This is a genomic window from Janthinobacterium sp., assembly GCF_009923995.1.
Taxonomy (GTDB): domain Bacteria; phylum Pseudomonadota; class Gammaproteobacteria; order Burkholderiales; family Burkholderiaceae_D; genus Janthinobacterium.
In genome coordinates this window covers 1-23,043 of sequence record NZ_RFSK01000006.1, presented here as the reverse complement: position 1 = coordinate 23,043, position 23,043 = coordinate 1, and the positions used below count along the sequence as shown (strand labels likewise).

General features: G+C 66.0%; 20 protein-coding genes and 2 tRNA genes. 6 read left to right on the top strand and 16 right to left on the bottom strand.

Annotation, left to right across the window (positions count from 1 at the left end; all coding sequences use genetic code 11):
* Nucleotides 1–533 precede the first annotated feature (533 nt).
* Entirely contained in the window at nucleotides 534–1,820 is a 1,287-nt protein-coding gene (locus tag EBS11_RS04595) for an MFS transporter (protein ID WP_290600890.1), read from the top strand.
* A gap of 59 nt (nucleotides 1,821–1,879) precedes the next feature.
* On the opposite strand, the gene EBS11_RS04590 is transcribed toward EBS11_RS04595, so the two are convergent.
* The 9 genes from EBS11_RS04590 to EBS11_RS04550 all read right to left on the bottom strand — a co-directional run bounded on the left by EBS11_RS04590 (nucleotide 1,880) and on the right by EBS11_RS04550 (nucleotide 12,272).
* Nucleotides 1,880–3,448, bottom strand: a complete 1,569-nt coding sequence (locus tag EBS11_RS04590; protein WP_290600889.1) for a histidine-type phosphatase — start codon at nucleotides 3,446–3,448, stop codon at nucleotides 1,880–1,882.
* Nucleotides 3,449–3,557: 109 nt separating this feature from the next.
* Entirely contained in the window at nucleotides 3,558–6,029 is a 2,472-nt protein-coding gene (locus EBS11_RS04585) for a TonB-dependent receptor (protein ID WP_290600888.1), read from the bottom strand.
* A 72-nt stretch (nucleotides 6,030–6,101) separates the two neighbouring features.
* A complete protein-coding gene (locus EBS11_RS04580) occupies nucleotides 6,102–7,109 on the bottom strand; it encodes a FecR domain-containing protein (RefSeq protein ID WP_290600887.1) in 1,008 nt (335 codons plus the stop codon).
* The gene (locus tag EBS11_RS04575) at nucleotides 7,106–7,633 is read right to left on the bottom strand and encodes a sigma-70 family RNA polymerase sigma factor (protein WP_290600886.1); all 528 of its coding nucleotides are present in this window, start codon (nucleotides 7,631–7,633) and stop codon (nucleotides 7,106–7,108) included. The genes EBS11_RS04580 and EBS11_RS04575 overlap by 4 nt, the downstream gene beginning before the upstream one ends.
* Before the next feature lie 182 nt (nucleotides 7,634–7,815).
* Nucleotides 7,816–7,892, bottom strand: a tRNA-Met gene (locus EBS11_RS04570).
* A 60-nt stretch (nucleotides 7,893–7,952) separates the two neighbouring features.
* Nucleotides 7,953–8,029, bottom strand: a tRNA-Met gene (locus EBS11_RS04565).
* 240 nt (nucleotides 8,030–8,269) lie between these two features.
* Nucleotides 8,270–9,217 carry a tRNA (adenosine(37)-N6)-dimethylallyltransferase MiaA gene (gene miaA / locus EBS11_RS04560; RefSeq protein WP_290600884.1) on the bottom strand — a complete coding sequence of 316 codons (948 nt, stop codon included), beginning with the start codon at nucleotides 9,215–9,217 and terminating at the stop codon, nucleotides 8,270–8,272.
* 78 nt (nucleotides 9,218–9,295) lie between these two features.
* Nucleotides 9,296–11,203 carry a DNA mismatch repair endonuclease MutL gene (gene mutL / locus EBS11_RS04555; protein WP_290600883.1) on the bottom strand — a complete coding sequence of 636 codons (1,908 nt, stop codon included), beginning with the start codon at nucleotides 11,201–11,203 and terminating at the stop codon, nucleotides 9,296–9,298.
* Between the two features lie 127 nt (nucleotides 11,204–11,330).
* Complete coding sequence (locus EBS11_RS04550; RefSeq protein WP_290600881.1) at nucleotides 11,331–12,272, bottom strand: peptidylprolyl isomerase; 942 nt, start codon at nucleotides 12,270–12,272, stop codon at nucleotides 11,331–11,333.
* 247 nt (nucleotides 12,273–12,519) lie between these two features.
* Between EBS11_RS04550 and EBS11_RS04545 the strand changes: the two genes are divergently transcribed.
* Nucleotides 12,520–13,170: a VTT domain-containing protein gene (locus tag EBS11_RS04545; protein ID WP_290600879.1), complete on the top strand. Its 651-nt coding sequence runs from the start codon at nucleotides 12,520–12,522 to the stop codon at nucleotides 13,168–13,170.
* A 300-nt stretch (nucleotides 13,171–13,470) separates the two neighbouring features.
* A complete protein-coding gene (locus EBS11_RS04540) occupies nucleotides 13,471–14,361 on the top strand; it encodes a carbonic anhydrase family protein (protein ID WP_290600878.1) in 891 nt (296 codons plus the stop codon).
* Here the strand turns inward: EBS11_RS04540 and EBS11_RS04535 are convergent.
* Genes EBS11_RS04535 through tsaE form a run of 3 tightly spaced genes read right to left on the bottom strand, consistent with a single transcriptional unit; the run spans nucleotide 14,353 to nucleotide 17,076 of the window.
* Nucleotides 14,353–15,216 (bottom strand): D-hexose-6-phosphate mutarotase, encoded by an 864-nt coding sequence (locus tag EBS11_RS04535; RefSeq protein WP_290600876.1) that lies wholly within the window; start codon nucleotides 15,214–15,216, stop codon nucleotides 14,353–14,355. The two genes, EBS11_RS04540 and EBS11_RS04535, sit on opposite strands and share 9 nt — an antisense overlap.
* Before the next feature lie 13 nt (nucleotides 15,217–15,229).
* Complete coding sequence (locus tag EBS11_RS04530) at nucleotides 15,230–16,624, bottom strand: N-acetylmuramoyl-L-alanine amidase (protein WP_290600875.1); 1,395 nt, start codon at nucleotides 16,622–16,624, stop codon at nucleotides 15,230–15,232.
* On the bottom strand, nucleotides 16,588–17,076 hold the full coding sequence (gene tsaE / locus EBS11_RS04525) for a tRNA (adenosine(37)-N6)-threonylcarbamoyltransferase complex ATPase subunit type 1 TsaE (RefSeq protein WP_290600874.1): 489 nt from the start codon (nucleotides 17,074–17,076) through the stop codon (nucleotides 16,588–16,590). The genes EBS11_RS04530 and tsaE overlap by 37 nt, the downstream gene beginning before the upstream one ends.
* A 78-nt stretch (nucleotides 17,077–17,154) precedes the next feature.
* Between tsaE and queG the strand changes: the two genes are divergently transcribed.
* Nucleotides 17,155–18,246 (top strand): tRNA epoxyqueuosine(34) reductase QueG, encoded by a 1,092-nt coding sequence (gene queG, locus EBS11_RS04520; protein WP_290600873.1) that lies wholly within the window; start codon nucleotides 17,155–17,157, stop codon nucleotides 18,244–18,246.
* A gap of 7 nt (nucleotides 18,247–18,253) precedes the next feature.
* On the opposite strand, the gene EBS11_RS04515 is transcribed toward queG, so the two are convergent.
* Entirely contained in the window at nucleotides 18,254–18,631 is a 378-nt protein-coding gene (locus EBS11_RS04515; protein ID WP_290600871.1) for a DUF3052 family protein, read from the bottom strand.
* A gap of 121 nt (nucleotides 18,632–18,752) precedes the next feature.
* Nucleotides 18,753–18,932, bottom strand: a complete 180-nt coding sequence (locus EBS11_RS04510; protein ID WP_290600869.1) for a hypothetical protein — start codon at nucleotides 18,930–18,932, stop codon at nucleotides 18,753–18,755.
* Here EBS11_RS04510 and EBS11_RS04505 point away from each other — a divergent pair.
* Complete coding sequence (locus EBS11_RS04505; protein WP_290600868.1) at nucleotides 18,924–19,430, top strand: PadR family transcriptional regulator; 507 nt, start codon at nucleotides 18,924–18,926, stop codon at nucleotides 19,428–19,430. The genes EBS11_RS04510 and EBS11_RS04505 overlap by 9 nt on opposite strands.
* 25 nt (nucleotides 19,431–19,455) lie before the next feature.
* Complete coding sequence (locus EBS11_RS04500; RefSeq protein WP_290600866.1) at nucleotides 19,456–20,286, top strand: siderophore-interacting protein; 831 nt, start codon at nucleotides 19,456–19,458, stop codon at nucleotides 20,284–20,286.
* Nucleotides 20,287–20,368: 82 nt separating this feature from the next.
* On the opposite strand, the gene EBS11_RS04495 is transcribed toward EBS11_RS04500, so the two are convergent.
* Together EBS11_RS04495 and EBS11_RS04490 are read right to left on the bottom strand one after the other, a co-directional pair.
* A complete protein-coding gene (locus tag EBS11_RS04495; RefSeq protein WP_290600865.1) occupies nucleotides 20,369–20,953 on the bottom strand; it encodes a response regulator in 585 nt (194 codons plus the stop codon).
* Between the two features lie 25 nt (nucleotides 20,954–20,978).
* Nucleotides 20,979–22,991, bottom strand: a complete 2,013-nt coding sequence (locus EBS11_RS04490) for a PAS domain S-box protein (RefSeq protein WP_290600864.1) — start codon at nucleotides 22,989–22,991, stop codon at nucleotides 20,979–20,981.
* Nucleotides 22,992–23,043: the final 52 nt, after the last annotated feature.

The following is a 23,043-nucleotide window of genomic DNA, read 5'->3' as shown; positions in this document are numbered from 1 at the left end:
CGGGTCAGACCCCGGCAGTTGTCCACAACTTCTTGCCGCACCGCAGCACTGCGCGTATCATGGGCCGCTTACAGCAAGATCAACCGCATCCTTCGTGATGCAGGCGCGATCATCGCCGGCCCGCTCCACCCGGAGGGGCCGCAGGCAAGGATTCACCACAAATGACCGATGCCGCGATGCCGACGCGCGGGTCTGGTACGGAATGCCTGGCGATACGCCGGGCCTGATACACGTCGCCCATCCCCTGACGCCTTTCCTGCCGTGCCCCGGGTAACCGGATGGCGCACGACCGTTGTTTCTCTGATCAGCACTGATCACGGCGCGATAGCGCGCGTTTGTTCACCGTTGCCTGCCGTTAACAACGGCGTGTTGCTGCGTGGAATTTGTTTGCGAATTTAATAGCAAATTCGCCGCAAATCCCGCTGCGCACGGATATGATAGGTGAACCGCGCGCCTAGACAACGTGCTGTGCTGCTGCCTGAAAAAACATCCAGAGAATGGCCTTTAGACACCCTCCCCAAGGAGCGCAGTAAATGAGCACCCCCCCCAAGAAAAATTCCCCCGGCACGGTGCTGTTCGCCAGCCTGATCGGCACCACCATCGAGTTCTTTGACTTTTATATCTACGCCACCGCCGCCGTGCTGGTGTTCCCGAAACTGTTCTTCCCCGCCGGCGACCCGTCGGCCGCCGTGCTGCAGTCGCTGGCCACGTTCGCCATCGCCTTCTTCGCCCGCCCCATCGGCTCGGCCGTGTTCGGCCACTTCGGCGACCGCATCGGCCGCAAGGCGACCCTGGTGGCGGCCCTGCTGACCATGGGCATTTCCACCGTCATCATCGGCTTGCTGCCGACCTATGCCGCCATTGGCACGCTGGCGCCGCTGCTGCTGGCGCTGTGCCGTTTCGGCCAGGGCCTGGGCCTGGGCGGCGAGTGGGGCGGCGCGGTGCTGCTGGCGACGGAAAACGCGCCACCGGGCAAGCGCGCCTGGTACGGCATGTTCCCGCAGCTGGGCGCGCCGATCGGCTTCTTCCTGTCGGGCGGCATCTTCCTGCTGCTTAGCGAAACCCTGACCGATGCGCAATTCTTCAGCTATGGCTGGCGCATCCCCTTCCTCGCCAGCGCGCTGCTGGTCATCGTCGGCCTGTACGTGCGCCTGAAGATCACGGAAACGCCGGACTTCCAGAAAGTCATCGACAAGAACGAAGTCGTGAAACTGCCGGTGGCCACCGTGTTCCGCCAGCATGGCCGCATGCTGTTCCTCGGCACCATCATCGCCCTGGCCACCTTCGTGCTGTTCTACCTGATGACGGTGTTCGCGCTGAGCTGGGGCACGACCAAGCTGGGCTTCACGCGCAAGGAATTCCTCATCGTCCAGCTGTTCGCCGTGCTGTTCTTTGCCTTGACGATCCCGTTTTCGGCCGTGCTGGCCGACCGCCGCGGCCGCCGTTCGACCATGATCTGGGTGTCCGTCGCCATCGCCATCTTCGGCCTCGTGCTGGCGCCCATGTTCGGCTCCGGCGTGACGTGGGAAGTGACGATCTTCATGGCCGTGGGCCTGGGCCTGATGGGCATGACCTACGGACCGCTGGGCACCCTGCTGTCCGAGCTGTTCCCGCCCGAGGTGCGCTACACGGGCGCGTCGCTGACGTTCAATCTGGCAGGTATTTTGGGCGCCTCGCTGGCGCCGTACATCGCCACCTGGCTGGCGACGAATTACGGCTTGCAGTACGTGGGCTATTACCTGTCGCTGGCCGCCGTGCTGACCTTGGCCGCCCTGCTGATGGTGGGCAAGCCGCGCACGGGCAAGGAAGCCTGGCAGTAATACCGCTGCGAGCCTGTGGCTCCCGAAAGCCGCCAGCCCCGCTGGCGGTTTTTTTTTGACTACGGTAGCGCCACGTGGCCGTAGCAGGCTTTCAGTCCCGCGTAGTCGTAGAACACGCTGCCGGGCGCGGTGCGGGCGCCATCGCAGGCCGCCTGGAACGGCGTTTCCTTTTCGTTGTACAGCAGGCGCACGATGAGCCGGCCTTCGCCGTTGCGGTAGACATCCCACTGCATGTTGGCCGCCAGCGGCGACACTTGCGCACCGCGCCAGGGATTGTCGGCGTAGCTGTAGGGCGTCGCCGCGGGCAAGGGGGCCAGCGCCTGCGGCAAGCCCATGGCCGAGGCGAGGGGGATGATCATTTCGGCGTGCGTGAAGCGCAGCTTGGCCGCGTGGCGCAGGTCGCCCCTGGCCAGCGCGTCGACCTCATTGAAAAAATCCTCGCGCAAGGCCAGTGCAAAGCGCCAGGTGACGCCCTTGCTGTCCGTGGTGGCCGGACCCTTCTGGTAGAAATCCTCGTGGTCGGCGACGGACGCGTAATAGCGTGCATCCTCGGCCGGCATGTAGCGGCCGAAATCGGCCGGCACTTCATGGCGCAGGCCGGCGGCGATGGCATATAGCTCATACAGTTTGGTGGCCGCCGCATTCAGGCTGCGGATAGCGGTCTTGCCGCTGCCCGTCATGGTGCGTGTCAGCTTGCCGTCCTCGCTGGTGAAGGTGTAGCTGCCCGTGTCCGCATAGCTGCTGGTGCCGCGCGCGAGCTGGTCGAGGAAGGCGGGCGCAAACAGCCGTTCGAGCACGTGGCGCGCATGCGCGGCCGCTTCCGGCAGCCGGGCCGGGGCATCCATCAGGGCGTGCAGCTGCTTGGTCTTTTCATAGCGCTGGTAAGCCTGGCTGGCGCCGTAGGTGGCGTAGTACGGGTTGGCCGGATCGCTGACCAGGTCCGTTTGCGGCGCCAGCTTGTGCGCGTACAGCAGGAAGCGGTTGACGCCATCGGGCTGCGCCACGGCCTTGCGTCCTTGCGGGTAAGGCGCCGGCGCCGGCGGCAGATAGAGCAAGGGCGCCAGCGCGGGCGCGTGCTCCAGCAGCGATTGCGTGAAGAAGCGCGCGCTGTCCCGCGCGCGGTCCACGCCCGAGTTGATGGTGACGAGCTGGCGCGGCGCCGTCGCCGCCGCCTGTCCCACCTGCGCGAACAGGGCGGGCAGGCGCGCCAGCATGCGCACGGCCAGCTGCCGGTGTTCCTCGATACCCGTCTGCGACAGATTGCCGTAGCCGGGTGTTTCGATGCCCGCCACGCCATAGCCAAGCAGGGCATTCGCCTTCATCAGCGCCAGGATGTCGGGCCCCAGTTCGCGCCCCAGGGGCGTGAGCGCCTCCTGCGCGGCGGCCTGCTGCCACATCGCATACAGGGCCGCGTCGTTCTTCATGCCGGTGAGTCCGCGCGAGCCGTGGCGCGCCACCAGCTGGGTGTAGATGGGCTGGAAACCGTCCGGCGGCGCGGCATACGTGGCCGGGTCCTGCTGCGGCGCATATGGCGTCTTGGTCTGGTAATAGCCGTCGGCGGCCAGGGCGGGGCCGGTGCAGCAGGCCAGGGCCAGCAGCAAGGCGGGCAGGGGGAGCGATGGGGGCATGGTTTTTCTCGGTGGATAATTTCTTGGATGCAAGCCTAGCACCGAATACAAAAAAGGCGGGCGCGGCTGGATGCCGTGCCCGCCCATGCCGGCAGCGCGGCGCGTCAGCCTACCACTTCGGCGTGTACTTCACGGTGAACTGCACGTTGCGCGGGTCGCCATAGTAGTTGTTCGACCCGGTGGTGTTGTAGGACGGGATGATGTAGCGCTTGTCGAACACATTGTTGACGTTGACCGACACGGCCACCTGCGGCGTGGCCTGCCAGCCCAGGCGCGCATTCCAGATCGAGAAACCGGCCACCTTGAAGGTGCGCTCCGTGTCGAGCGTATGGCTTTGCAGGCTGGCGCCGGCGCCCACGCTGAACTTGTCCCACGCGCCGGGCAGGGTATAGCTGGACCAAAGGCGCAGCATGTGCTTCGGCGTCCACGTGGAGAAGACCTCGCCCTTGTTGTCCGGGTCGTCGAGGTAGGTCGTCGTCGTGTAGGCATAGCCGGCCGACAGCTGCAGGCCGCGCGCCACTTCGCCCGACACTTCCGCTTCCAGGCCCTGGCTGCGCACCTTGCCCGAAGCGCGCGAGCAGTACCAGCCGTCGCAGGCGAAACCGGCAGCGTAATCGGTGACGGCGCGGTCCTTGTGGTCATAGCGGAACACGGCCAGCGAGGTGTTGACCGTGCCATCCAGCAGTTCGCCCTTGATGCCGCCCTCGTAGCTGCTGCCCGTGATCGGCTTGAGGGTCTTGCCTGCCACATCGTGGTTCGTCTGCGGCTGGAACACGTCCGCATAGCTGGCGTAGGCCGACCATTGCGGCGTCAATGCATAAATCAGGCCCACCGATGGCGTGAACTTGGCCGTGGTGCGGGTGGCGTCGCGGTAGCCGTCCGGCGTGGCATACAGGAAGTCGTACCAGCTGAAGCGCCCGCCCAGCAGGGCTTTCAGATTGCTCGTCAGCTGGCCGTTCCAGGTGGCGTACAGGCCTTTCTGGCGCATGTCGTAGGTGCTGTAGCTGGTCACGCCCGCCGGGCGCGCGGCGATGGTGTCGAAGTCCTGCCACGGACGATCGTGCTTGATATGGAAGATATCGGCACCCGTTTCCCATGCGCGGGCATAGCGGTCGTTGGAGGTGAAGCTGACATAGCTGGCGCCGACGACGACTTCCTGCGCGATGCCCAGGGCGTTGAATTTGCCGCGCACGAAGGCGTCGATGCCGCGCTTGCGGTTATCGAAATCGGTGGAAAAGTCGCCATAGCGCGCGCCTTTGCCATCGGGATTGATGGCAAAGGCCGTGCGCTGGTGCGTGGAACTGGTGCTTTCATTCGTGCCCAGGGCCGAGGCCTTCAGGCTCCATTGCGTATTGAAGTGGTGTTCCAGGTCCAGGTAGACGGTGCTCTGTTCCACCTGGCTGCGGTTCCAGTCGGCGCCCGTGAAGGTGGAGCGCGGCAGCGGCAGTTCGCTGCCGTCCGCGTAGCGGGGCAGGCCGATGAAGGTGGGGCGGCCATGGGCCTTGACATGGCTGGCCGCCAGACCGATGGTGGTGGCGGGCGCCAGGTCATAGTCGAGCGCCGCGTACAGGGTGCGGTTCTTGCTCCACACCTGGTCGATGAAGGAATGGCTGTCGTCTTCATCGACGATGGCGCGCCCGCGCAGGGTGCCTTCCGCGTTCAGGGGGCTGCTGATGTCGACCTGGGCGCCGTAGTGGTCCCAGGAGCCGGCGCGGCCCGTCAGCGTGATGGCGCGCGTGGCCAGCGGGCGCTTGCGCACCAGGTTGACGGAGCCGCCGGGGCTGCCCGTGCCGACCAGCATGCCGGAGGCGCCCCGCAGCACTTCCAGGCGGTCGTAGATGACCATGTTTTCCTGGCCCCAGTTACCCAGCGCGTAGGTGTTGCGGTCGATGGGCACGCCATCGTACTGCCACTGGTCGATCTGGAAGCCGCGCGCCGTGATGACCACGCCCGGCCCCACGCCATGCACGCCGACCACGCCGGTGACGTTATTGACGGCTTCGCGCAAGTCCGTGATGCCCTGGTCGTCCAGGCGCTGGCGCGTCAGCACGCTCACCGACTGCGGGATGTCCTTCATCGCCTGCTCGCCCTTGCCGATGGTGATGCTACGCGCCGTGTAGGAGCCGCTGCCTTCCGTGGTGGCGCCTTGCTCGGCCTGGCCGATGACGGTAATCGAGGGCATGGTGCGCTCGGCCGCCGATGCCGATGTGGCGGCGGCCGTGGGCGCGGCTGCCGGCGCGGCCACCAGCACATAGCCGGTGGGCGTCTTGCCGATGGCGTAGCCGCTGCCGCGCAGCAGCGCGGCGAAGCCGTCGTCGATGGCGTAGCTGCCTTGCAGGCCGGCGGTGCTCAGGCCCTGCACCTTGGCGGCGTCGATGACGATGGACACGCCGGCCTGCTGCGCATAGCGGTTCAGGGCGCCGGCCAGCGGGCCGGCGGGAATGCTGTAGCTGGCGTCGGCGGGTGCCGTCTGGGCGAACGCCTGGGCGTGCATGCCGGCACTTGCCAGCAGCAGGGCGGCCAGGGCCAGCGGGCGCAAACGCGTGCGCAGGGGAGTCGGGGACGAAGCGGGAACGTACATGTGACAGCCTTTTTTGAATGATCTCAGCTGCCTTGACGCACGAGATGCGCAAAGTGGAACCGCGCATGCCGATTATTTCTGTTTATTTTTTGCGAGGGCGCTGGCGGGCGCGTCGACCATCACCAGGTAGCGCGTCAGCATGCGGATGCGCAGCTGGGGGAAATTGTCGATCAGCAGCTGCAGAGCCTTGTCCGTGTCGTCCAGCGGCAGCACGGCGGCCACGCGGATGCCGGCGATCTGCGCCCGGTCGTAATGCAGCTGGCCGGGGCGGTGGCGCGCCAGTTCGTCGAGCACCTCGGCCAGCGGCTGGTCATCGACCACCAGCTGGTGCGCGCGCCACGCTTCCTGCACGCTGGCCGCATCGATGGCCGTCAGCGGCCCCACGCCATCGCGCGTGATGCGCGCGCGCTGGCCCGCCTGCACGATGCTGGCCGGATGCTGCGGCACCTGCGCCGATACTTTTGACTCCAGCATGCTCAATATCGTGGCGTCGTCGTCCCTGCGCACCGTGAAGCGCGTGCCCAGCGCGCGGATCGCCGCCTGGCCGCTGTCGACGAAGAAGGGGCGCTGCGCATCCTTGGCCACGTCGACGAGGATATCGCCACGCACCAGTTCCACATGCCGCTCGCCCGCGCTGAAATGCACATTGACGGCGCTGTCGCTGCCCAGGGTCAGGCGGCTGCCGTCGGCCAGCGTATGCGTGCGCCATTGCCCCGTGGGGCTGCGCAGGTCGGCCAGCAGGTAGGCGGGGCGTTCGCTGGCCAGCATGGCGCTGCCGATGACCAGCACGGCCACGGCGCTGGCGGCGGCCAGCTGGCGCAGGCGCTGGCGTCTGGGTGCGATGGCGGCCAGCGCGGCGCGCGCGGGACGGTGGTCGCCGCCGGCCGGCGCGCGCACGGCGCTCAACTGCGCCAGCAGGATTTCCATGTCGGCCGCCGTCGTCGCATGCAGCGGGTCGGCCGCCTTCCACGCGGCGTAGCCGGCCCGCGCCCGCTCGCGCTCGGCCGGATCGTCCGCGCTCAGCTGCACGACCCAGTGCGCGGCCTGTTCGGCGGCGATCTCCGTGCGCGCGCGCATCATGCCGCCATGCCGGGACAGGCGTGGCGGCACGCCAGCAAGGCTTGCACCAGGTATTTCTGCACCATGCGCGTGGAGACGTTCAGTTGCGCGGCAACGGCGGCCTGCGGCAGCTCTTCCAGGTAATGCAGCAAAAAGGCGTCGCGCGCCCTGGCCGACAGGCTGGCCAGCGCGCCGGCAATCTGTTCGAGCGCCTGCACGGCCATCAGGACTTCATCCGGCGAGGGCGCGCCGGGCAGGCTGTCGGCCAGCAGGGCCAGTTCTGCCAGGTAGGCGCGTTCCAGCATTTGCCGGCGTGCGCGGTCGAGCAGCAGGCGCTTGGCCGTCGTCGACAGGTAGGCGCGCGGTTCGCGCATGCCGAACAGGGCGTCGCGCGAGGCGATGATGCGCACAAACGTGTCTTGCGCCACGTCGGCCGCGCCATGCGGGCAGCTGAGTTTTTTACGCAGCCAGCCCACCAGCCAGCCGTGATGATCGCTGTAGAGCGACTGCACTTGCTGCTGCAGGCTGGGCTGGATGGTGGACATGGGCGATGAATAATATAAATGAGAATTATTCTCATTGTAAGCGCCAGCCGCCATTTGCCACAATCCCCGCATGCAGGGGGCGCGTGCAGGTGTTGCATCCAGGCCGCAACATGGCGCGACCGGAAATGAAAAAACCCGCCGCTGCGCGAGGCAGGGGCGGGTTCATCAATACTGCAGATTCTTGGTGGTGATAGGTGGACTTGAACCACCGACCCCAGCATTATGAATGCTGTGCTCTAACCAACTGAGCTATATCACCAGACAGACCGGTCAGACCGGATGCTCGTTTTGACCAGGGAAAAACCTGATCGATGTTCTTTGGTGGTGATAGGTGGACTTGAACCACCGACCCCAGCATTATGAATGCTGTGCTCTAACCAACTGAGCTATATCACCCAACAGCCGAGCATTATCCAGTCTTCCCATTTCCTTGTCAATGCCGGCGCAAAAAAATGTGCGGATTTTTTGCGTGCCAGCGCAGGCATGATTATTTTTGTAACGGTGTCAGCAGGGGCTGGATTTGCGCCAGCATGGTGCTGGCCGGATCGGGTCCCAGGCAATCGATGACGATGCGTTCCGGCATGGAGCGTAGCCTAAGTCGCGCCTAGCGCCTGGCCGGCTGTTGCGTGGCGACGCTTATGTCAGCAAAGGGACGATTTGCGCCAGCATGGCCGCGGCCGGATCGGGTCCCAGGCAATCGATGACGATGCGCTCCGGCATGGAGCGTAACCAGGTCAGCTGGCGCTTGGCCAGCTGGCGCGTGGCGATGATGCCCGTCTCGCGCAAGGTGGCGCGGTCGATGCGCCCATCGAGATATTCCCAGGCCTGGCGGTAGCCCACGCAGCGCATCGAGGGCAAGCCCGGATGCAGGTCGCCGCGGCGGCGCAGCTGCTCCACTTCGTCGAGCAGGGCGTCGTCCTTCAGCATGAGGTCGAAGCGCGTGGCGATGCGCGCGTGCAGCACGGCGCGGTCCGATGGCTCCAGCGCGAACGATTGCAGCTGGAACGGCAGCACGGTCTTTTCACGCCGCTCCAGCAGGGCCGACATGGGCTGGCCGGACAGGGCGATGATTTCCAGCGCGCGGCCGATGCGCTGCGCATCGGCGGGCGCCAGGCGCGCCGCCGTGACGGGGTCCTGCTCGGCCAGGCGCGCATGCATGGCGGGCCAGCCGATGGCAGCCGCGTCTTCTTCCAGCCGGGCGCGCAGCACGGGATCGGCGCCGGGCAAGTCGTCGAGGCCATCGGCCAGCCCCTTGAAGTACAGCATGGTGCCGCCGACGAGCAGCGGCAGCTTGCCGCGCGCGGCAATCTCCGCCACCAGGCGCAGGGTATCGTTGCGGAACTGCGCCACCGAATACGCGTCCAGCGGATCGATGATGTCGATCAGGTGATGCGGCACGGCTGCCAGTTCTTCCTTCGACGGCTTGGCCGTGCCGATATCCATGCCGCGGTAGACGAGGGCGGAATCGACGGAGATGATCTCGGACGGAATGGCTTGCGCGATGGCCAGCGCGCTGGCCGTCTTGCCGCTGGCCGTGGGGCCCATGATGGCGACGGCCAGGGGGAGGTGTGGGCTGTTTTTCATGATACTTTTTGATGTACTTGCGATGGGGGTCCCAAGGCAAAGGCCGGGGTCAGACCCGTCGGGTCTGACCCCGGAATTTTATTGGCCGCGCAGGAACAGCTTGTCCAGCGCGTTGATTTCCACCTGCACCCAGGTCGGCCGGCCATGGTTGCACTGGTCGGCGCGCTCCGTGCTTTCCATCTGGCGCAGCAGGGCGTTCATTTCCTGCACCGACAGGATGCGGTTGGCGCGCACGGCCGTGTGGCAGGCCAGGGTGCCCAGCAATTCGTTCTGGCGCTCGATGAGCACGCGCGAGCCGCCGTATTCGCGCACGTCGCGCAGCACGTCGCGCGCCAGGGTCTGCGCATCCGCGTTCTTCAGCAGGGTCGGTACGCTGCGCACGGCCAGGGTGGTGGGCGACAGGGCGGCGATGTCGAAGCCCAGCGCCTTTAATGTGTCCTGGTTTTCATTCGCCGTCGACACTTCGATGGCGTCCGCGTAGAAGGTCACGGGGATCAGCAGCGACTGCACCTGCATGTCCTGGCCCGAGACCTGTGCCTGCAGCGCGTTCTTCAGCTGTTCGTACAGGATGCGCTCGTGCGCGGCGTGCATGTCGACCAGCACCAGGCCCTTGGTGTTCTGCGCCAGGATGTAGATGCCATGCAGCTGGGCCAGGGCAAAGCCCAGCGGGTATTCTTCGCGCGCCATGGCTTCGGGCGAGGCGATGTAGGGCTCGACCTGCGTGATCGGCGAGGATGCGCCGCTGCCGCCGAACAGGGCGCCATACGCGGCCGTGTCCTGCGCTACACCCGGCACGTCGGCAAAGAAGGGGCGCTGCGCACCGGGCGTGGCCGGGGCGAAGGTATTTGTAAACTGCGCGCCGAACGAGGTCTGCGTCTGTTCCCGGCGCCAGATGCCGGGGCCGCCGCTCGCCGCGCCGGTATCGCCGCCGCCCAGGGTGGAAGCGGCCGGCAACGGTGCCGGCACGCTGCCGAATGCCGTGGCCGACGTCTGCGCCAGCGCGCGCTGCACGGCGTGGAAGACGAACTGGTGCACGGAGCGGCTGTCGCGGAAGCGCACTTCGATCTTCGACGGGTGCACGTTGACGTCCACCAGCGCCGGGTCGAGGTCGAGCGCCAGCACGTAGGAGGGAAAACGGTCGCCGTGCAGCACGTCCTGGTAGGCCATGCGCACGGCGTGCACCAGCAATTTATCGCGCACGAAGCGCCCGTTGACATAAAAGAACTGGCCGTCCGCGCGCGCCTTGGAGGCCGTCGGCAGGCCGGCGAAGCCGTGCAGGCGCAGGGTGCCGGCCGATTCGTCCAGCGCCAGGCGCGCTTCGGCGAAGTCGTTGCCGAGGATGTGCGCGCTGCGCCGGGCCAGTTCGCTGATATTCCACTGGTCGATGGTGCGGCCGTTGTGCGACAGCGAGAACGATACGTCCGGCCGCGCCAGCGCGATGCGGCGCACGACTTCGGCGCAGTGGCCGTATTCCGTCTGCTCGGATTTTAAGAACTTGCGCCGCGCGGGCGTATTGAAATACAGGTCTTGCACGTCCACCGTGGTGCCGTGCGCGCCCGACGAGGGCGAGACGCTGCCGTTGTGCGAGCCGACGATTTCCCATGCATGGGCCGCGTCGGCCGTGCGCGAGGTCAGCGTGACGGCGGCCACGGAAGCGATGGACGCCAGCGCTTCGCCGCGAAAGCCCAGGGTGCCCACGTTTTCCAGGTCGCTCAAGGAGGCGATCTTCGACGTGGCGTGGCGCGCCAGGGCCAGCGGCAGCTGATCTTTATCAATGCCGCGTCCGTTGTCGGTGATGGCGATGCGTTTCACGCCCCCTTCTTCCAGCCGCACGGTGATCTGCGTGGCGCCCGAGTCGAGCGCGTTTTCCAGCAATTCCTTGACGACGGCCGATGGCCGCTCGACCACCTCGCCGGCGGCGATTTGCGAAATCAACTGGTCAGGCAGGGCCTGGATCGGGCGGTGGGGCGTGATGGGAGCGTTCATCCCCCAATTATACCGGGGTCAGACCCGCAACGCCGTCAACGCCAGCGCACTTGGGGCCAGCCCCGCAACACCGCTAACGCAAAATTTAGCGCCAACGTATCCGGGGGGCTGACCCCAGCCTTCGTCTTTATTTACTCCCCACTTCCCGCACCGGGATCGGCGCATTGCACACGTCGATGTGGCCGGCCGTGACCTTGCTCCACGGGCCGCCCCGGTGGCGCTGGGCTTCCAGCACGGCCTGGTAGGCGGCGCTGTCGGTGCGCATCACTTCCAGGTTGGCGCGCTGTGCCAGAGGCACGCTGGCGGCCAGGCGGATGGCCTTGATCGGCACGTTCTTGTCCGGGCTGTCATAGAAGCCCATGGGCGCCGTGCCGCGCGGCAGGGTCGACAGCAGGGGCATGCCGGCAACGACCCTGCCGACGACGGTGATGTCGCGGTCCAGGTGGCGCGGCGACTGGCCGATGACGACATACAGTTCCGTGCCGCCGCCGCTGTCGCTGGCATTGTCGCGCCCCACGCCCAGCGTGGCGTAGCAATGCGTCAGCCAGGCCGTGCCGCTTTTCGGGTCGCGTGCGGATGGAAAACCGTTCGAATGACCCACTTGCGGCGCATAGCCATCGCCGTCCGGCAGGCGGGTGAAGTTCTTGATGCCTTTCAACGGTACGGTGAATTCGCCGGGCAGGGTGCGCTGCGCATGCTGGATGGATTTTGGATTTTTCTCGTCCGGATCGCCCCACTGCACCACCCAGTTGTCCTGCGCGCGCGTGATGGCCAGGCCATCGTAATACTGTTCCGCCACCAGGGCCTTGATGTTGGCCACATGTTTTGGCGCGAAGTCGGGCGCCAGTTCCAGCACCACCCGGCCGGCGGGAATCTCCAGGTACAGGGTATTTTCCGGGTCCAACGGGCGCCAGTCCGACGGCTTCGATGCCTTCACCGCGTCGGCGATGGTGGCCCGGGCGGGCAGTTCGGCGGGCGCCTTGATCTGGACGGGCGCCGCGAGGGCAGGCAGCTGGGCAAGGCCCAGGGCGGTGGCCAGGGTCAGGCCGCTCAGTGGGTGCAGATACATGGTTTCTCCAGGGCGGCGCGGGTTGCGCCGGTCAGAAAGTGTATACCGGAAAGGCAATGTTTCGCTGGAAAAACATTGCCTATATTAATTTTGCTCAAGGGACGGGGCGCGGCTTTTCCTTAACCTTTCCTTAAAATGCCACCCCGCCAAGGGCGCTGCCGAATTAATCACGAAATATCGCGCCGGGGACTGCCGTTGCGCTGGTCCGGTGGTGTATGATTCCGCCGCTACCTTTAGGGAAAAATATATGGATTTTGTGCAATTCCTCGACATGATCGTGCATGTCGACAAGACGCTGGGTCTCTTGATCGAACAGTACGGCACCCTCGTGTATGCGGTGCTGTTTGCCATTATTTTTTGCGAAACAGGCCTCGTGGTCCTGTTTTTCTTTCCTGGAGATACCTTATTGTTTATCGCCGGCGCGTTTTGCGCGACGGGACAAATGCACCTGGGCTTGCTGATTGCCCTGCTGGTGACGGCTGCCGTCACGGGCAATACGCTCAATTACTGGATAGGCGAGGCCATCGGGCAGCGGGTGTTTACCCACGATTACCGCTGGATCAACAAGGATGCCATGCGCCGCACGCACGAATTCTTTGAAAAGCACGGCGGCAAGACCATCATCCTGGCCCGTTTCGTGCCGGTGGTGCGCACCTTTGCTCCCTTCGTTGCCGGCATTTCCGACATGACGCATACGCGCTTCCAGATGTACAACGTGACGGGCGCCCTGTTGTGGGTGGTGGGCCTGGTGACGGCGGGCTACTTCTTCGGCAATATTCCGTGGATCCGCGACCACCTGACCTTGATCGTGCTGATCGGTGTCGGCGCCGCCGTCGTGCCAGTGGTGCTGGGCGGCGTGTGGAAACTCTACAAGCGCATGGCCGGCAAATCGGCTTGAGGCCGCATTGATCCCGGGCTGACACGCTGCGGCACTGCCCGCAGCGGGTCCGGGATGCCGTTTTCCCCTTCCCTGTTGCTGTTTTCCTCCCGTACTGATTCAAGTTTTATTGCTTTCCAGCCGTAAACCAGAGGGTATTCTTACTTTCTGGATTTCCATGCGACATTTGAGCGCCCTGTTAGCTTGCAGCCTTGCCGCCATGACGGCCCTGGCCAGCGCCAAAGATGCCCCGGCGTCGGCCGCCGCAGCCGCCTCCGTACCGGCGGCGCGCCCATGTCGGCGTCGGCGCGCGCGGCCGCCATGAAAACCCTGACCGAGTCCGTCAAGGGCAAGGCGCCCGTGACCGTCGCGCCCACGGCGCGCGAGAAGGAAGACGCGGCCGAAGTCGACCTGTCCGAACGCATCGCGGCGCGCCTGGCGGAGATGCGCGCCACCCAGGCGGCCCGCGCCGCCGCCCGCGCCAAGCGCGCCGCCGTGGTGAAGGCGGCGCCTCCGCCGCCACCGCCCGTGCCGCGCGGCACGCACTGGTCGTACGAGGGCGACAGCGGCCCGGCCAACTGGAGCAAGATCAACGTCGATTGGGCCAAGTGCGGCAATGGCAGCCGCCAGTCGCCGATCGACATCCGCGACGGCATGAAGGTGGAGCTCGAGCAGATCAGTTTTGACTACCATCCCTCGTCGTTCAACGTGGTCGACAATGGCCACACGGTGCAGGTGGGCGTCAGTGGCGGCAACTACATCACGGTACAGAACCGCATGTTCGAGCTGCAGCAGTTCCATTTCCACCGCCCGTCGGAAGAGCGCATCAACGGCAAGGCGTTCGAGATGGTGGTGCACCTGGTGCACCGCGACGCGGAAGGCCGGTTAGCCGTGCTGGCCCTGCTGCTGGAGCGGGGCGCGCCGCAAGCGACCATCCAGACCGTGTGGAACAACCTGCCGCTGGAAAAATTCGAGACCATGCAGCCATCGATCCTGCTCGACCCGGCCGAGATGCTGCCGGCGCGGCGCGACTACTACACCTACATGGGATCGATGACGGAGCCGCCCTGCAGCGAAGGCGTGCTGTGGATGGTGATGAAGCAGCCGGTGCAGGCGTCGCCGGCGCAGATGGCGCTGTTCAGCCGTCTGTACCCGTTGAATGCGCGGCCGGTTCAGCCGGCGAATGGCCGCATCATCAAGGAATCAAATTGAGGTGGGGGCAGACCCGGCGGGTCTGACCTCAATGTGCTGGTGCCCGTTCCACGCGGCGCCGGCAGCCAGCAGGTCGGGCTGGATCAGCGCCGGCTCGATGCAGATGAAGCGCGGCTGCTCGTCGCCGGCCAGGTCGGGCAGGGCGGCCGCGTCCTGCGCGCCGGGGTTCCACACGACGGCGTCCGTGAAGCCCTGCTGCTCCAGGCGCAGGGTGGCGGGGCCAGCGTGCAAGGTCAGGGCGCCCGGCAGCTGGTAGTAAATGCGGTCGAGCTTGTCGTCAAATTGCAGGAATTCTTCCGCCTGCAGGGCATCCTGCGGCGTCTCGTCCGAATAGCGCACGCGCTGCAGGCCGGCGATGCGCGCTTCGCGCAATTGATCAATCGCAAAGTAGCTGTGCAGGGCCGCCGAGAACGGGAAGGCCTGCTCGCCCGTGTTGTGCACGGACAGGCTCAGGTCCAGCGCGGCGCCCTTGACGGCCACGCGCAGGCGCAGGGAAAAGGCGTACGGCCAGGCGGCGGCGATCGCCTCGGGCAGGTCGGCCTGCGTCAGGGTGAATTGGGCATAGGCGGCGCCATCTTCGTGCCCGCTGTCGGACAGCTGCCACGCCGCCACGCGGGCAAAGCCGTGGCGCATGCCGGTGCCGCGCGCGCCGAACTGGGGGAAGATCACGGGCACGCCGCCGCGGATGGCGCGGCTGCCGTCGAGGCTTGATTCGCGGCTGCAGAACAGGCGTTCCTGGCCGTCGCTGGTCTGCCACGACACCAGGTGGCCGCCGTACAGGGTGACGGTGGCCTGCGCGCCGTCGGCGGCACGGATGGTCACGGCCGGCAGCTGGCCAAAGGTGGTGTTGCTCATGCAGGTGTCCATGTCAGGTCAAACGGCTTTTCGCCAGCGGCGGATTCTTCGCAAAATAATTCTTGATGCCCGTGACGATGGCGTCGGCCATCTGGTCCTGGTAGCCGTTGTCGGTCAGCTTGGCCTCTTCTTCCGGGTTCGAGATGAAGGCCGTCTCGATCAGGATGGAGGGAATGTCGGGCGCCTTGAGCACGGCGAAGCCGGCCTGCTCGACGGAGCCCTTGTGCAGGCGGTTGATGCCGCCGATTTCGCGCAGCACGGCCTTGCCCAGCTTCATGCTGTCATTGATCTGCGCCGTCGTCGACAGGTCGAGCAGCACGCTGGCCAGCTGCTTGTCGTGGTTCTTCACGTTCACGCCGCCGATCAGGTCAGCCTGGTTTTCCTTGTTGGCCAGCCAGCGCGCGGCCGTCGAGGTGGCGCCTTTTTCCGACAGCACGAAGACGGACGAGCCGCGCGCCGTCGGCTGGATGAAGGCGTCGGCGTGGATGGAGACGAACAGGTCGGCCTGCACCTTGCGCGCCTTTTCCACGCGCATGCCCAGCGGGACGAAGAAGTCGGCGTCGCGCGTGAGCATGACGCGCATGTTCGGCTGCAGTTCCAGCTTGGTTTTCAGGCGCTTGGCGATGGCCAGCACCACGTCTTTTTCGCGGCTGCCCCGGCTGCCCATGGCGCCCGGGTCTTCGCCGCCGTGGCCGGGATCGAGCGCGATGGTAATCATGCGCACCACCTTCTGGCCCGGCAGCGGACGCGCTTCGGGGCGCTGCTCCGGTCGGAGTTCGGGCACGGGCGGCACGATGGGCGCCACCGGCGGCGCCACGGCGGCCACGGGCGGCTTGCCGCTCTCGGGCAGGGCGGGCGGCGGCGTATGCGTGCCGGCCATGGGCGGCTTGGCCGGATCGCTCGACCAGTCGCCCTTTTCGATCATCTGCGCGATCAGGTCCGGCTCGTGCACGGGATACAGGTCGAAGATCAGGCGGTGGTTGTAGGAGCCGGCCGGCGGCAGGGTAAACAGCTGCGGCGTGACTTCCTCTTTCAGGTCGAACACCAGGCGCACCACGTTGGGCCGGTTCTGGCCCACGCGCACCTGCTTGATGTACGGGTCGTTCGACTGGATCTTTGCCACCAGGCCCTTCAGGGTGGGATTGAGTTCCAGGCCTTCGATATCGACCACCAGGCGTTCCGGGTCCTTGACGATGAAGTGGGTGGCCTTCAGGATGCTGTCGTTTTCCAGCGTGACGCGCGTGTAGTCTTCGGCCGGCCAGACGCGCACGGCGAGGATTTGCGCCGCCATCGCCGACATCGGCGCGAACACGGACAACAGCAGGGTGCCGCCGGCCTTGAGCACCGTGCGCCGGGTGATGGGCGAGGAGATCAAAGGTTCGGGGCGAATTTGAGACGGTGAAGGCATGACAGACCCAATTCAGAAGACGCTTGCAATTCTACATCACGTCCTGACCCCGCAACGCTCAAATAAACATTCAGGTCCGCCGGCGGCAGCACCGGCTCGGCTTTCTCGGGCCATTCGACGATGCAGATGTTGCGGCCATCGAAGTCTTCGCGAAAACCCGCGTCGAGAAATTCCTCGGCGCTGCCCATGCGGTACAGGTCGAAGTGGATGACGTTGACGCTCTGGCCATCGAGCTGCACCGTGTACGGTTCGGACAGGGTATACGTGGGACTCTTGACGTGGCCCGCATGGCCGGCCGCATGCAGCAGGGCGCGCGTGAGGGCCGTCTTGCCGGCACCGAGGTCGCCGTGCAGGTAGATCGCCAGGCCTGGCGCCAGCGCGCGCGCCAGCGCGGCGCCCAGCGCGGCGGTGCCGGCTTCGTCGTGGAGATGGGCTGTGAAGTGTTCGGTCATTATCTTCGGTATCGCATAAAATGGAGGCTGCTGTCATTGTAACCGCCCGCGCGCCTGCCGTTCTCCGTAAAGTCCCCTATGTCCGCCACCGTCACCGATCTTGATCTTCTTGCGCGCTCCATCAAGGAATGGGGACGCGAGCTGGGTTTTGCCGAGGTGCGCATCGCCGACGTCGACCTGTCGCACATGGAAGCACCCCTGCAAGCCTGGCTCGACGCAGGGTACCACGGCGAAATGGATTACATGGCCAGCCACGGCATGAAACGTGCGCGCCCGGCCGAACTGGTGCCGGGCACGGTGCGCGCCATCAGCGCGCGCATGAACTACCTGCCGCCGGCGCTGGGGCCAGACTGGCGCACGCACGAGGCGGCGCGCGACGCCGACCCTGCGGCGGCCGTGATCTCCGTGTATGCGCGGGGCCGCGACTACCACAAGGTGATGCGCTCGCGCCTGCAGCAGCTGGCCGAACGCATCAAGGGCGAGATCGGCGACTTTGGCTACCGCGTCTTCAGCGATTCGGCGCCCGTGATGGAAGTGGAACTGGCGCAAAAGGGCGGATTGGGCTGGCGCGGCAAGCACACCTTGCTGATCAACCGCCAGGGCGGCTCCTTCTTCTTCCTCGGCGAGATCCTCGTCGACGTGCCGCTGCCCGTGGACCCGCCGGAGACGCCCCGCTGCGGCCAGTGCTCGGCGTGCATCACGGTGTGCCCCACGCAAGCCATCCTGGGGCCGTATCAGCTCGACGCGCGCCGCTGCATCTCGTATCTGACCATCGAATTGAAGGGCGCCATCCCCGTCGAGATGCGCCCCCTGATCGGCAACAAGGTGTATGGCTGCGACGATTGCCAGACTGTCTGCCCGTGGAACAAGTTCGCCCAGCGCGCCGTCGTGCCCGACTTCGACGAGCGCCACAGCCTGGGCAGCGCCGGCATGGTGGAACTGTTCGCCTGGACGGAAGAGGAGTTCAACCGCCGCATGGAAGGCAGCGCCATCCGCCGCATCGGCCACGAACGCTGGCTGCGCAACCTGGCCGTCGGCATGGGCAACGCAGCCGCCAAGGCCAGGGGACAGGCCGACATCGTCGCGGCCCTGCTGTCGCGCCGCGAGCATCCGTCGGCCATCGTGCGCGAGCACGTCGAATGGGCGCTGGCGCTGCACGGCATCGCTTAGCCTCGCCTTACGCCTGCTTCAGGCGCAGCGCCGACCAGTTCGCGTCGATGGCGATCATGGCCACGCTGTCGAGTCCCACGCTTTGCGCATGGCCGCGGATATCGTCGCGGTGGATGTCGCTGCCCGCCTTCACGCCGCCCTTGCGGTACGCCACCCAGATTGCGCCGCCGGGCGCCAGGCGCGCCTGCGCCGCGGGCAGGTAGCGCTCCAGTTCCGCGCGGCTGCGCGCAAATACCAGGACCCAGTCGGCGTTCTCTCCTTCATTCACCCGCCGCTCGGCCGGCAGCTGCGCCAGCAGGGCGGCGTGCTCGCCGCCGTCATTGAGCACGGCCAGGGCCGTGGCGTTCTTCACATACATTTTTTCAGCAACGGTTTTGTCAGGCATGGCATTTACAGGGGAAGATGAAAAGACGAGCATAGCAAATTTCTCCTTGACTTATCGATATATCGTTATAAAATGGCGATACCTACTAACGATATATCTTTAAAGAGAAAACATGAGAAACTCACACCACGCAGAACACGGCCACGGCGCCCATCAGCATCAGCACCATCATGGCCATTGCGGCCAGCACCATCATCACGGCGAGCATCGCCACGGACACCGTCATGAGCACCGCAGTGACTATTCCCTGCATGGCCGCGGCCCGCGCGGTTTCGACGAACGCGGCGACGGCATGGGCCATGGCGGCCCAGGTGGCAGGGGCGGGCGCGGCGAACGGGCCGAGCGCGTCTTCGGCCGGGGCGACCTGCCCCTGATCGTGCTGGCGCTGATCGAGATCAGCCCCCGCCACGGTTATGAAATCATCAAGGCCATCGAAGAGCGTTGCGGCGGCGCCTATGCCCCCAGCCCGGGCGCCATCTACCCGACATTGACCCTGCTGGAAGAGCAGGACCACGTCACCTCGTCCGAAAGCGCCAGCGGCAAGAAGCTGTACACGATCACGGACCAGGGCCGTGCGTACATCGAGGAGAACCGCGCGCAGGTCGACGGCATCCTGGCCCGCCTCGACATGTTTGCCCGCATCCAGGCGAAACATGCCTTGCCCGAGCGCGTGCGCCAGGGCATGCATACCCTGAAACATGCCCTTCTGCTGAACAAGACCAACTGGAGCGAGGCGGAAGCCGAGCGCGTGGCGGCCGTGCTGGAGCAGGCGGCCAATGCCATCATCGACGGCCAATGAGCCCACTTTGACAAGGAACCAGACCATGACGAATGCACCACTGGCAGCACCCCAACGGCTGCGTAGCGCCGAACGCGTGCGGCACGACCTGAAATTGCGCGTCCTGACCGTCGTGCGCACGGAGCAGCTGACACCGCACATGCGCCGCATCACCCTGGCCGGCGATGATCTCGACGGCTTCGTCTCGCCCGCGCACGACGATCACGTGAAGCTGTTCTTCCCCGCCCCGGGCGAGACTACGCCCGTGTTTCCCGTGCTGGGCAACGGCGCCAACCCGATCCAGTACGCCGAAGGGGCGCGTCCCATCGCCCGCAACTACACGCCGCGCCGCTATGACGCCGAGCGGCGCGAGCTGGAAATCGACTTCGTGCTGCATGGCGACGGCCCTGCCGCCAGCTGGGCGGCACAGGCGACTCCCGGCCAGACCCTGGGCGTGGGCGGGCCGCGCGGCTCCATGCTGGTGCCGCTCGATTTTGACTGGTACGTGCTGGTGGGCGACCAGACGGCCTTGCCGGCCATCGCCCGCCGCCTGGAACAGCTGCCGGCCACGGCGCGCGCCATCGCCGTGATCGAGATCGTCGAGGACGGGGAACAGATCGCGCTCGAGTGCGCGGCGCAGCTGGAGCTGCGCTGGGTACCCCGCAATGGCAGCAGCGGCGCCCTGCTGCTGGAGGAATTGGCGAAGGTGGCCTTGCCGCAGGATGGCGACGGCTACGTGTGGGTGGCCTGCGAGCATGCGCAGGTACAGGGCTTGCGTGCGCACTTCCTCGACGCCGGCGTGCCGAAGCAGCACCTGCACGTGGCCAGCTACTGGAAGCATGGGGCGGCCGAACACCACGAGCACCATGACGACTGATTGAGGCCGGGGGCAGACCCCCGGATGCGCTGGCACCGAGCTTGACGCCAGCGGCATTGGGGGGCTGACCCCACATTTCAGCCTACTTCAACAACCCCGCCAGCTCCACCGCCGTCTTGACCTGCATCTTGTCGAAGATATGCGCGCGGTGGACTTCCACGGTGCGCATGCTGATGCCCAGCTTGTCGGCCACCACCTTGTTCATTTTCCCCGCCAGAATCAGGTCCAGCACTTCGCGTTCGCGCGTCGACAGGGTGGCCAGGCGCGCGTGCACGGCGGCCAGTTCGCCCGCCTGGCGCGAGTTGGCCAGGCCCTGCTGCACGCGGTCCATCAGGTCGTTGTCGTTGAACGGCTTTTCAAAAAAATCGAAGGCGCCCCGTTTCAGGCTGTCGACGGCCATCGGCACGTCGCCGTGGCCGGTGAGGAAAATCACGGGCAGGCGCGCCGTCAGGTCGCGCTTGACCAGCTGGTCGAACAGGGCGATGCCGTTCATGTCGGGCATGCGCACGTCGAGCAGCACGCAGTCCCCGGCCGCGTCGAAGGTGCCGTCCAGGCTGTCGAGGAACTGCTGGGCGCTGGCATAGCTGCGCGCCTCGATGCTGCGCGAGGCGGCCAGCCAGGACAGGGAGTCGCGTACGACTTCTTCGTCGTCGATGATATGCAGCATGGTGTCTCCGGATTGTCGTTGTTTGTCAGTGCGGCGCGCGCGGCGCGGCCGGCACGCTGAAAGTAAAAATGGTGCCACCGGCGGGGTTGGCGCTGAAGGTCAGCGCGCCGCCGTGAAATTCGATGGCGGTGCGGCAGATGTTCAGCCCCATGCCCATGCCTTCGGACTTGGTCGAGAAAAACGGCGAAAACAGCCGCTCGGCCACGTCCTGCGCAATGCCGTGGCCATGGTCGATCACGTCGACCGTCACCATGTCCTGCTGCGCGTCGTGGCTGGCCCGCAGGCGCATGATACGCCGTCCCGGCGCCGCCTCCTGCATCGCCTCGATGGCGTTGCGCGTCAGGTTCAGCAGCACCTGCTCGATCATCACGGGATCGGCGCGCAGCAGCGGCAGGTCGGCCGGGATTTCTTCCTGGATGGTGACATAGTATTTGCGCGCCTGCAGGTCGATCAGCGCGCGGATGCCGTCGATGAGCGTGCGGATGGCGATATCCTGGCGCTGCGGCTCGCTCTTGCGCACGAAATCGTGCACGCTGCGGATGATCTGGCCGGCCCGCTGCGCCTGCGCACCCGCATGTTCAAGCGCCGGTTTCAGGGTGGCCGGGTCGACGGGGGCACCGCTGTCGATGGCGCGGCGGATCAGGTTCAGCGCGCCCGTCGTGTAGCTGGAAATGGCCGCCAGCGGCTGATTCAGTTCATGCGCCAGCATCGACGCCAGTTCGCCCATGGTGGCCAGGCGCGAACTGGTCTGCAGCTTTTCCTGCTGCTGGCGGTTCAGTTCCTCGACGCGCTTGCGGTCCGAGATGTCGAGCACGGAGCCCATCCAGCCCGTCTGCTGGCCATTCTTGTCCACCAGCGGCGCCTCGAAGATCAGCACGGGCACGCGCGTGCCGTCCGGGCGCTGGAAATAGGTCTCGAACTGCGGCGTGGGGTTGCCTGCCAGGGCCTTGACGAAGCGTTGCTGGTATTCCTCCAGCGCCTCGGGCACCCAGTAGGGCATGGGCGGCAAACGCCCGAGGATTTCCTCGGGTGGATAGCCGACGATCTGGCAGAACGCGGGATTGACGTACGTCACGCGCCCCTCCAGGTCGCGCGCGCGCATGCCCGTCACCAGCGAGTTTTCCATCGCCGTGCGGAACAGCATCTGCTGGCGCAGCGCGCTTTCGGCCGTCAGGCGGCGCGAGATGTGGCGCCACAGGGCCAGCAGGCTCCATAATAGACCCAGCGACAGGGCGATGACGGAGCCGACGAGCAGATTGGGTAGCAGCTTGGGCTGGCTTTTCACGCTGTCGGTAAACAGCGTGATGGTGGCGCCGGGCACGTCGAGCGCGCGCTTGTGCGTGTACACGCCGTGCCCGGGGCCGGCGGCGGCGCGGCGCGCCAGCACCTTGTCGTCGCGGTCGATCAGCGAAATCTGGTTATCCTGGGCGAACCACCACGGCACCATTTCATCGAGCAGGCTGCTGATCTGGTAAGTGGCCACCAGGCTGCCCACGTAGCGCTGGCCCTCGAACACGGGCTGGTGGTAATCCATCAGCATGGCGCCGGGCGGTGCATCGGGAAAGCCGCTCTGCTGCGAAGGCTGGGCATACTGGCCCCGGTGCAGGCGGCGCGCATTATCGGCGGCCGTCAGCGAGGCGGGCGAAAAAGACAGTTCGTGCGGCAGGCTGTTGTCGCTGGTGGCCAGTACCTTGCCGGCCGTGTCCAGCCACAGCACGCGCTGCAGCTCGCGGCCGTTGCGCAGCATCTGCTGCAGCCGTTCGTGCACTTTTTCCGCCGACAGGGAGCCGCTGGCGATGTCCACACCCAGGTTGAACAGGCTTTCCTCGTTGCGCGCCAGCTGGAAGCGGATCGTCTGCTCCACCCACAGGGTATCGGCGATCAATTGTTCCTGGCGCTCGTTGCTCTCCATCTGGCGCGCCTGCCAGGGCAGCCAGAACAGGATGGAGAGGAACAGCAGCAGCAGGATGACGGGCAGCAGCCAGCGCATCGGGCTGGAAAGCTTGAAGCTGCGCGCAAGAGTGGGGGAAGTCGGCATGGCTGGCAGGGTAGCGGCTTATCGGGAGCGGGCTATTGTGGTTAACCACAAT

What these genes read in the sequence shown, in the direction of transcription:
- EBS11_RS04595 (WP_290600890.1), top strand. Translation starts at nt 534, where the DNA reads ATGAGCACCCCCCCCAAGAAAAATTCCCCCGGCACGGTGCTGTTCGCC.
- EBS11_RS04590 (WP_290600889.1), bottom strand. Translation starts at nt 3,448, where the DNA reads ATGCCCCCATCGCTCCCCCTGCCCGCCTTGCTGCTGGCCCTGGCCTGC.
- EBS11_RS04585 (WP_290600888.1), bottom strand. Translation starts at nt 6,029, where the DNA reads ATGTACGTTCCCGCTTCGTCCCCGACTCCCCTGCGCACGCGTTTGCGC.
- EBS11_RS04580 (WP_290600887.1), bottom strand. Translation starts at nt 7,109, where the DNA reads ATGATGCGCGCGCGCACGGAGATCGCCGCCGAACAGGCCGCGCACTGG.
- EBS11_RS04575 (WP_290600886.1), bottom strand. Translation starts at nt 7,633, where the DNA reads ATGTCCACCATCCAGCCCAGCCTGCAGCAGCAAGTGCAGTCGCTCTAC.
- miaA (WP_290600884.1), bottom strand. Translation starts at nt 9,217, where the DNA reads ATGAAAAACAGCCCACACCTCCCCCTGGCCGTCGCCATCATGGGCCCC.
- mutL (WP_290600883.1), bottom strand. Translation starts at nt 11,203, where the DNA reads ATGAACGCTCCCATCACGCCCCACCGCCCGATCCAGGCCCTGCCTGAC.
- EBS11_RS04550 (WP_290600881.1), bottom strand. Translation starts at nt 12,272, where the DNA reads ATGTATCTGCACCCACTGAGCGGCCTGACCCTGGCCACCGCCCTGGGC.
- EBS11_RS04545 (WP_290600879.1), top strand. Translation starts at nt 12,520, where the DNA reads ATGGATTTTGTGCAATTCCTCGACATGATCGTGCATGTCGACAAGACG.
- EBS11_RS04540 (WP_290600878.1), top strand. Translation starts at nt 13,471, where the DNA reads ATGAAAACCCTGACCGAGTCCGTCAAGGGCAAGGCGCCCGTGACCGTC.
- EBS11_RS04535 (WP_290600876.1), bottom strand. Translation starts at nt 15,216, where the DNA reads ATGAGCAACACCACCTTTGGCCAGCTGCCGGCCGTGACCATCCGTGCC.
- EBS11_RS04530 (WP_290600875.1), bottom strand. Translation starts at nt 16,624, where the DNA reads ATGCCTTCACCGTCTCAAATTCGCCCCGAACCTTTGATCTCCTCGCCC.
- tsaE (WP_290600874.1), bottom strand. Translation starts at nt 17,076, where the DNA reads ATGACCGAACACTTCACAGCCCATCTCCACGACGAAGCCGGCACCGCC.
- queG (WP_290600873.1), top strand. Translation starts at nt 17,155, where the DNA reads ATGTCCGCCACCGTCACCGATCTTGATCTTCTTGCGCGCTCCATCAAG.
- EBS11_RS04515 (WP_290600871.1), bottom strand. Translation starts at nt 18,631, where the DNA reads ATGCCTGACAAAACCGTTGCTGAAAAAATGTATGTGAAGAACGCCACG.
- EBS11_RS04505 (WP_290600868.1), top strand. Translation starts at nt 18,924, where the DNA reads ATGGGCCATGGCGGCCCAGGTGGCAGGGGCGGGCGCGGCGAACGGGCC.
- EBS11_RS04510 (WP_290600869.1), bottom strand. Translation starts at nt 18,932, where the DNA reads ATGGCCCATGCCGTCGCCGCGTTCGTCGAAACCGCGCGGGCCGCGGCC.
- EBS11_RS04500 (WP_290600866.1), top strand. Translation starts at nt 19,456, where the DNA reads ATGACGAATGCACCACTGGCAGCACCCCAACGGCTGCGTAGCGCCGAA.
- EBS11_RS04495 (WP_290600865.1), bottom strand. Translation starts at nt 20,953, where the DNA reads ATGCTGCATATCATCGACGACGAAGAAGTCGTACGCGACTCCCTGTCC.
- EBS11_RS04490 (WP_290600864.1), bottom strand. Translation starts at nt 22,991, where the DNA reads ATGCCGACTTCCCCCACTCTTGCGCGCAGCTTCAAGCTTTCCAGCCCG.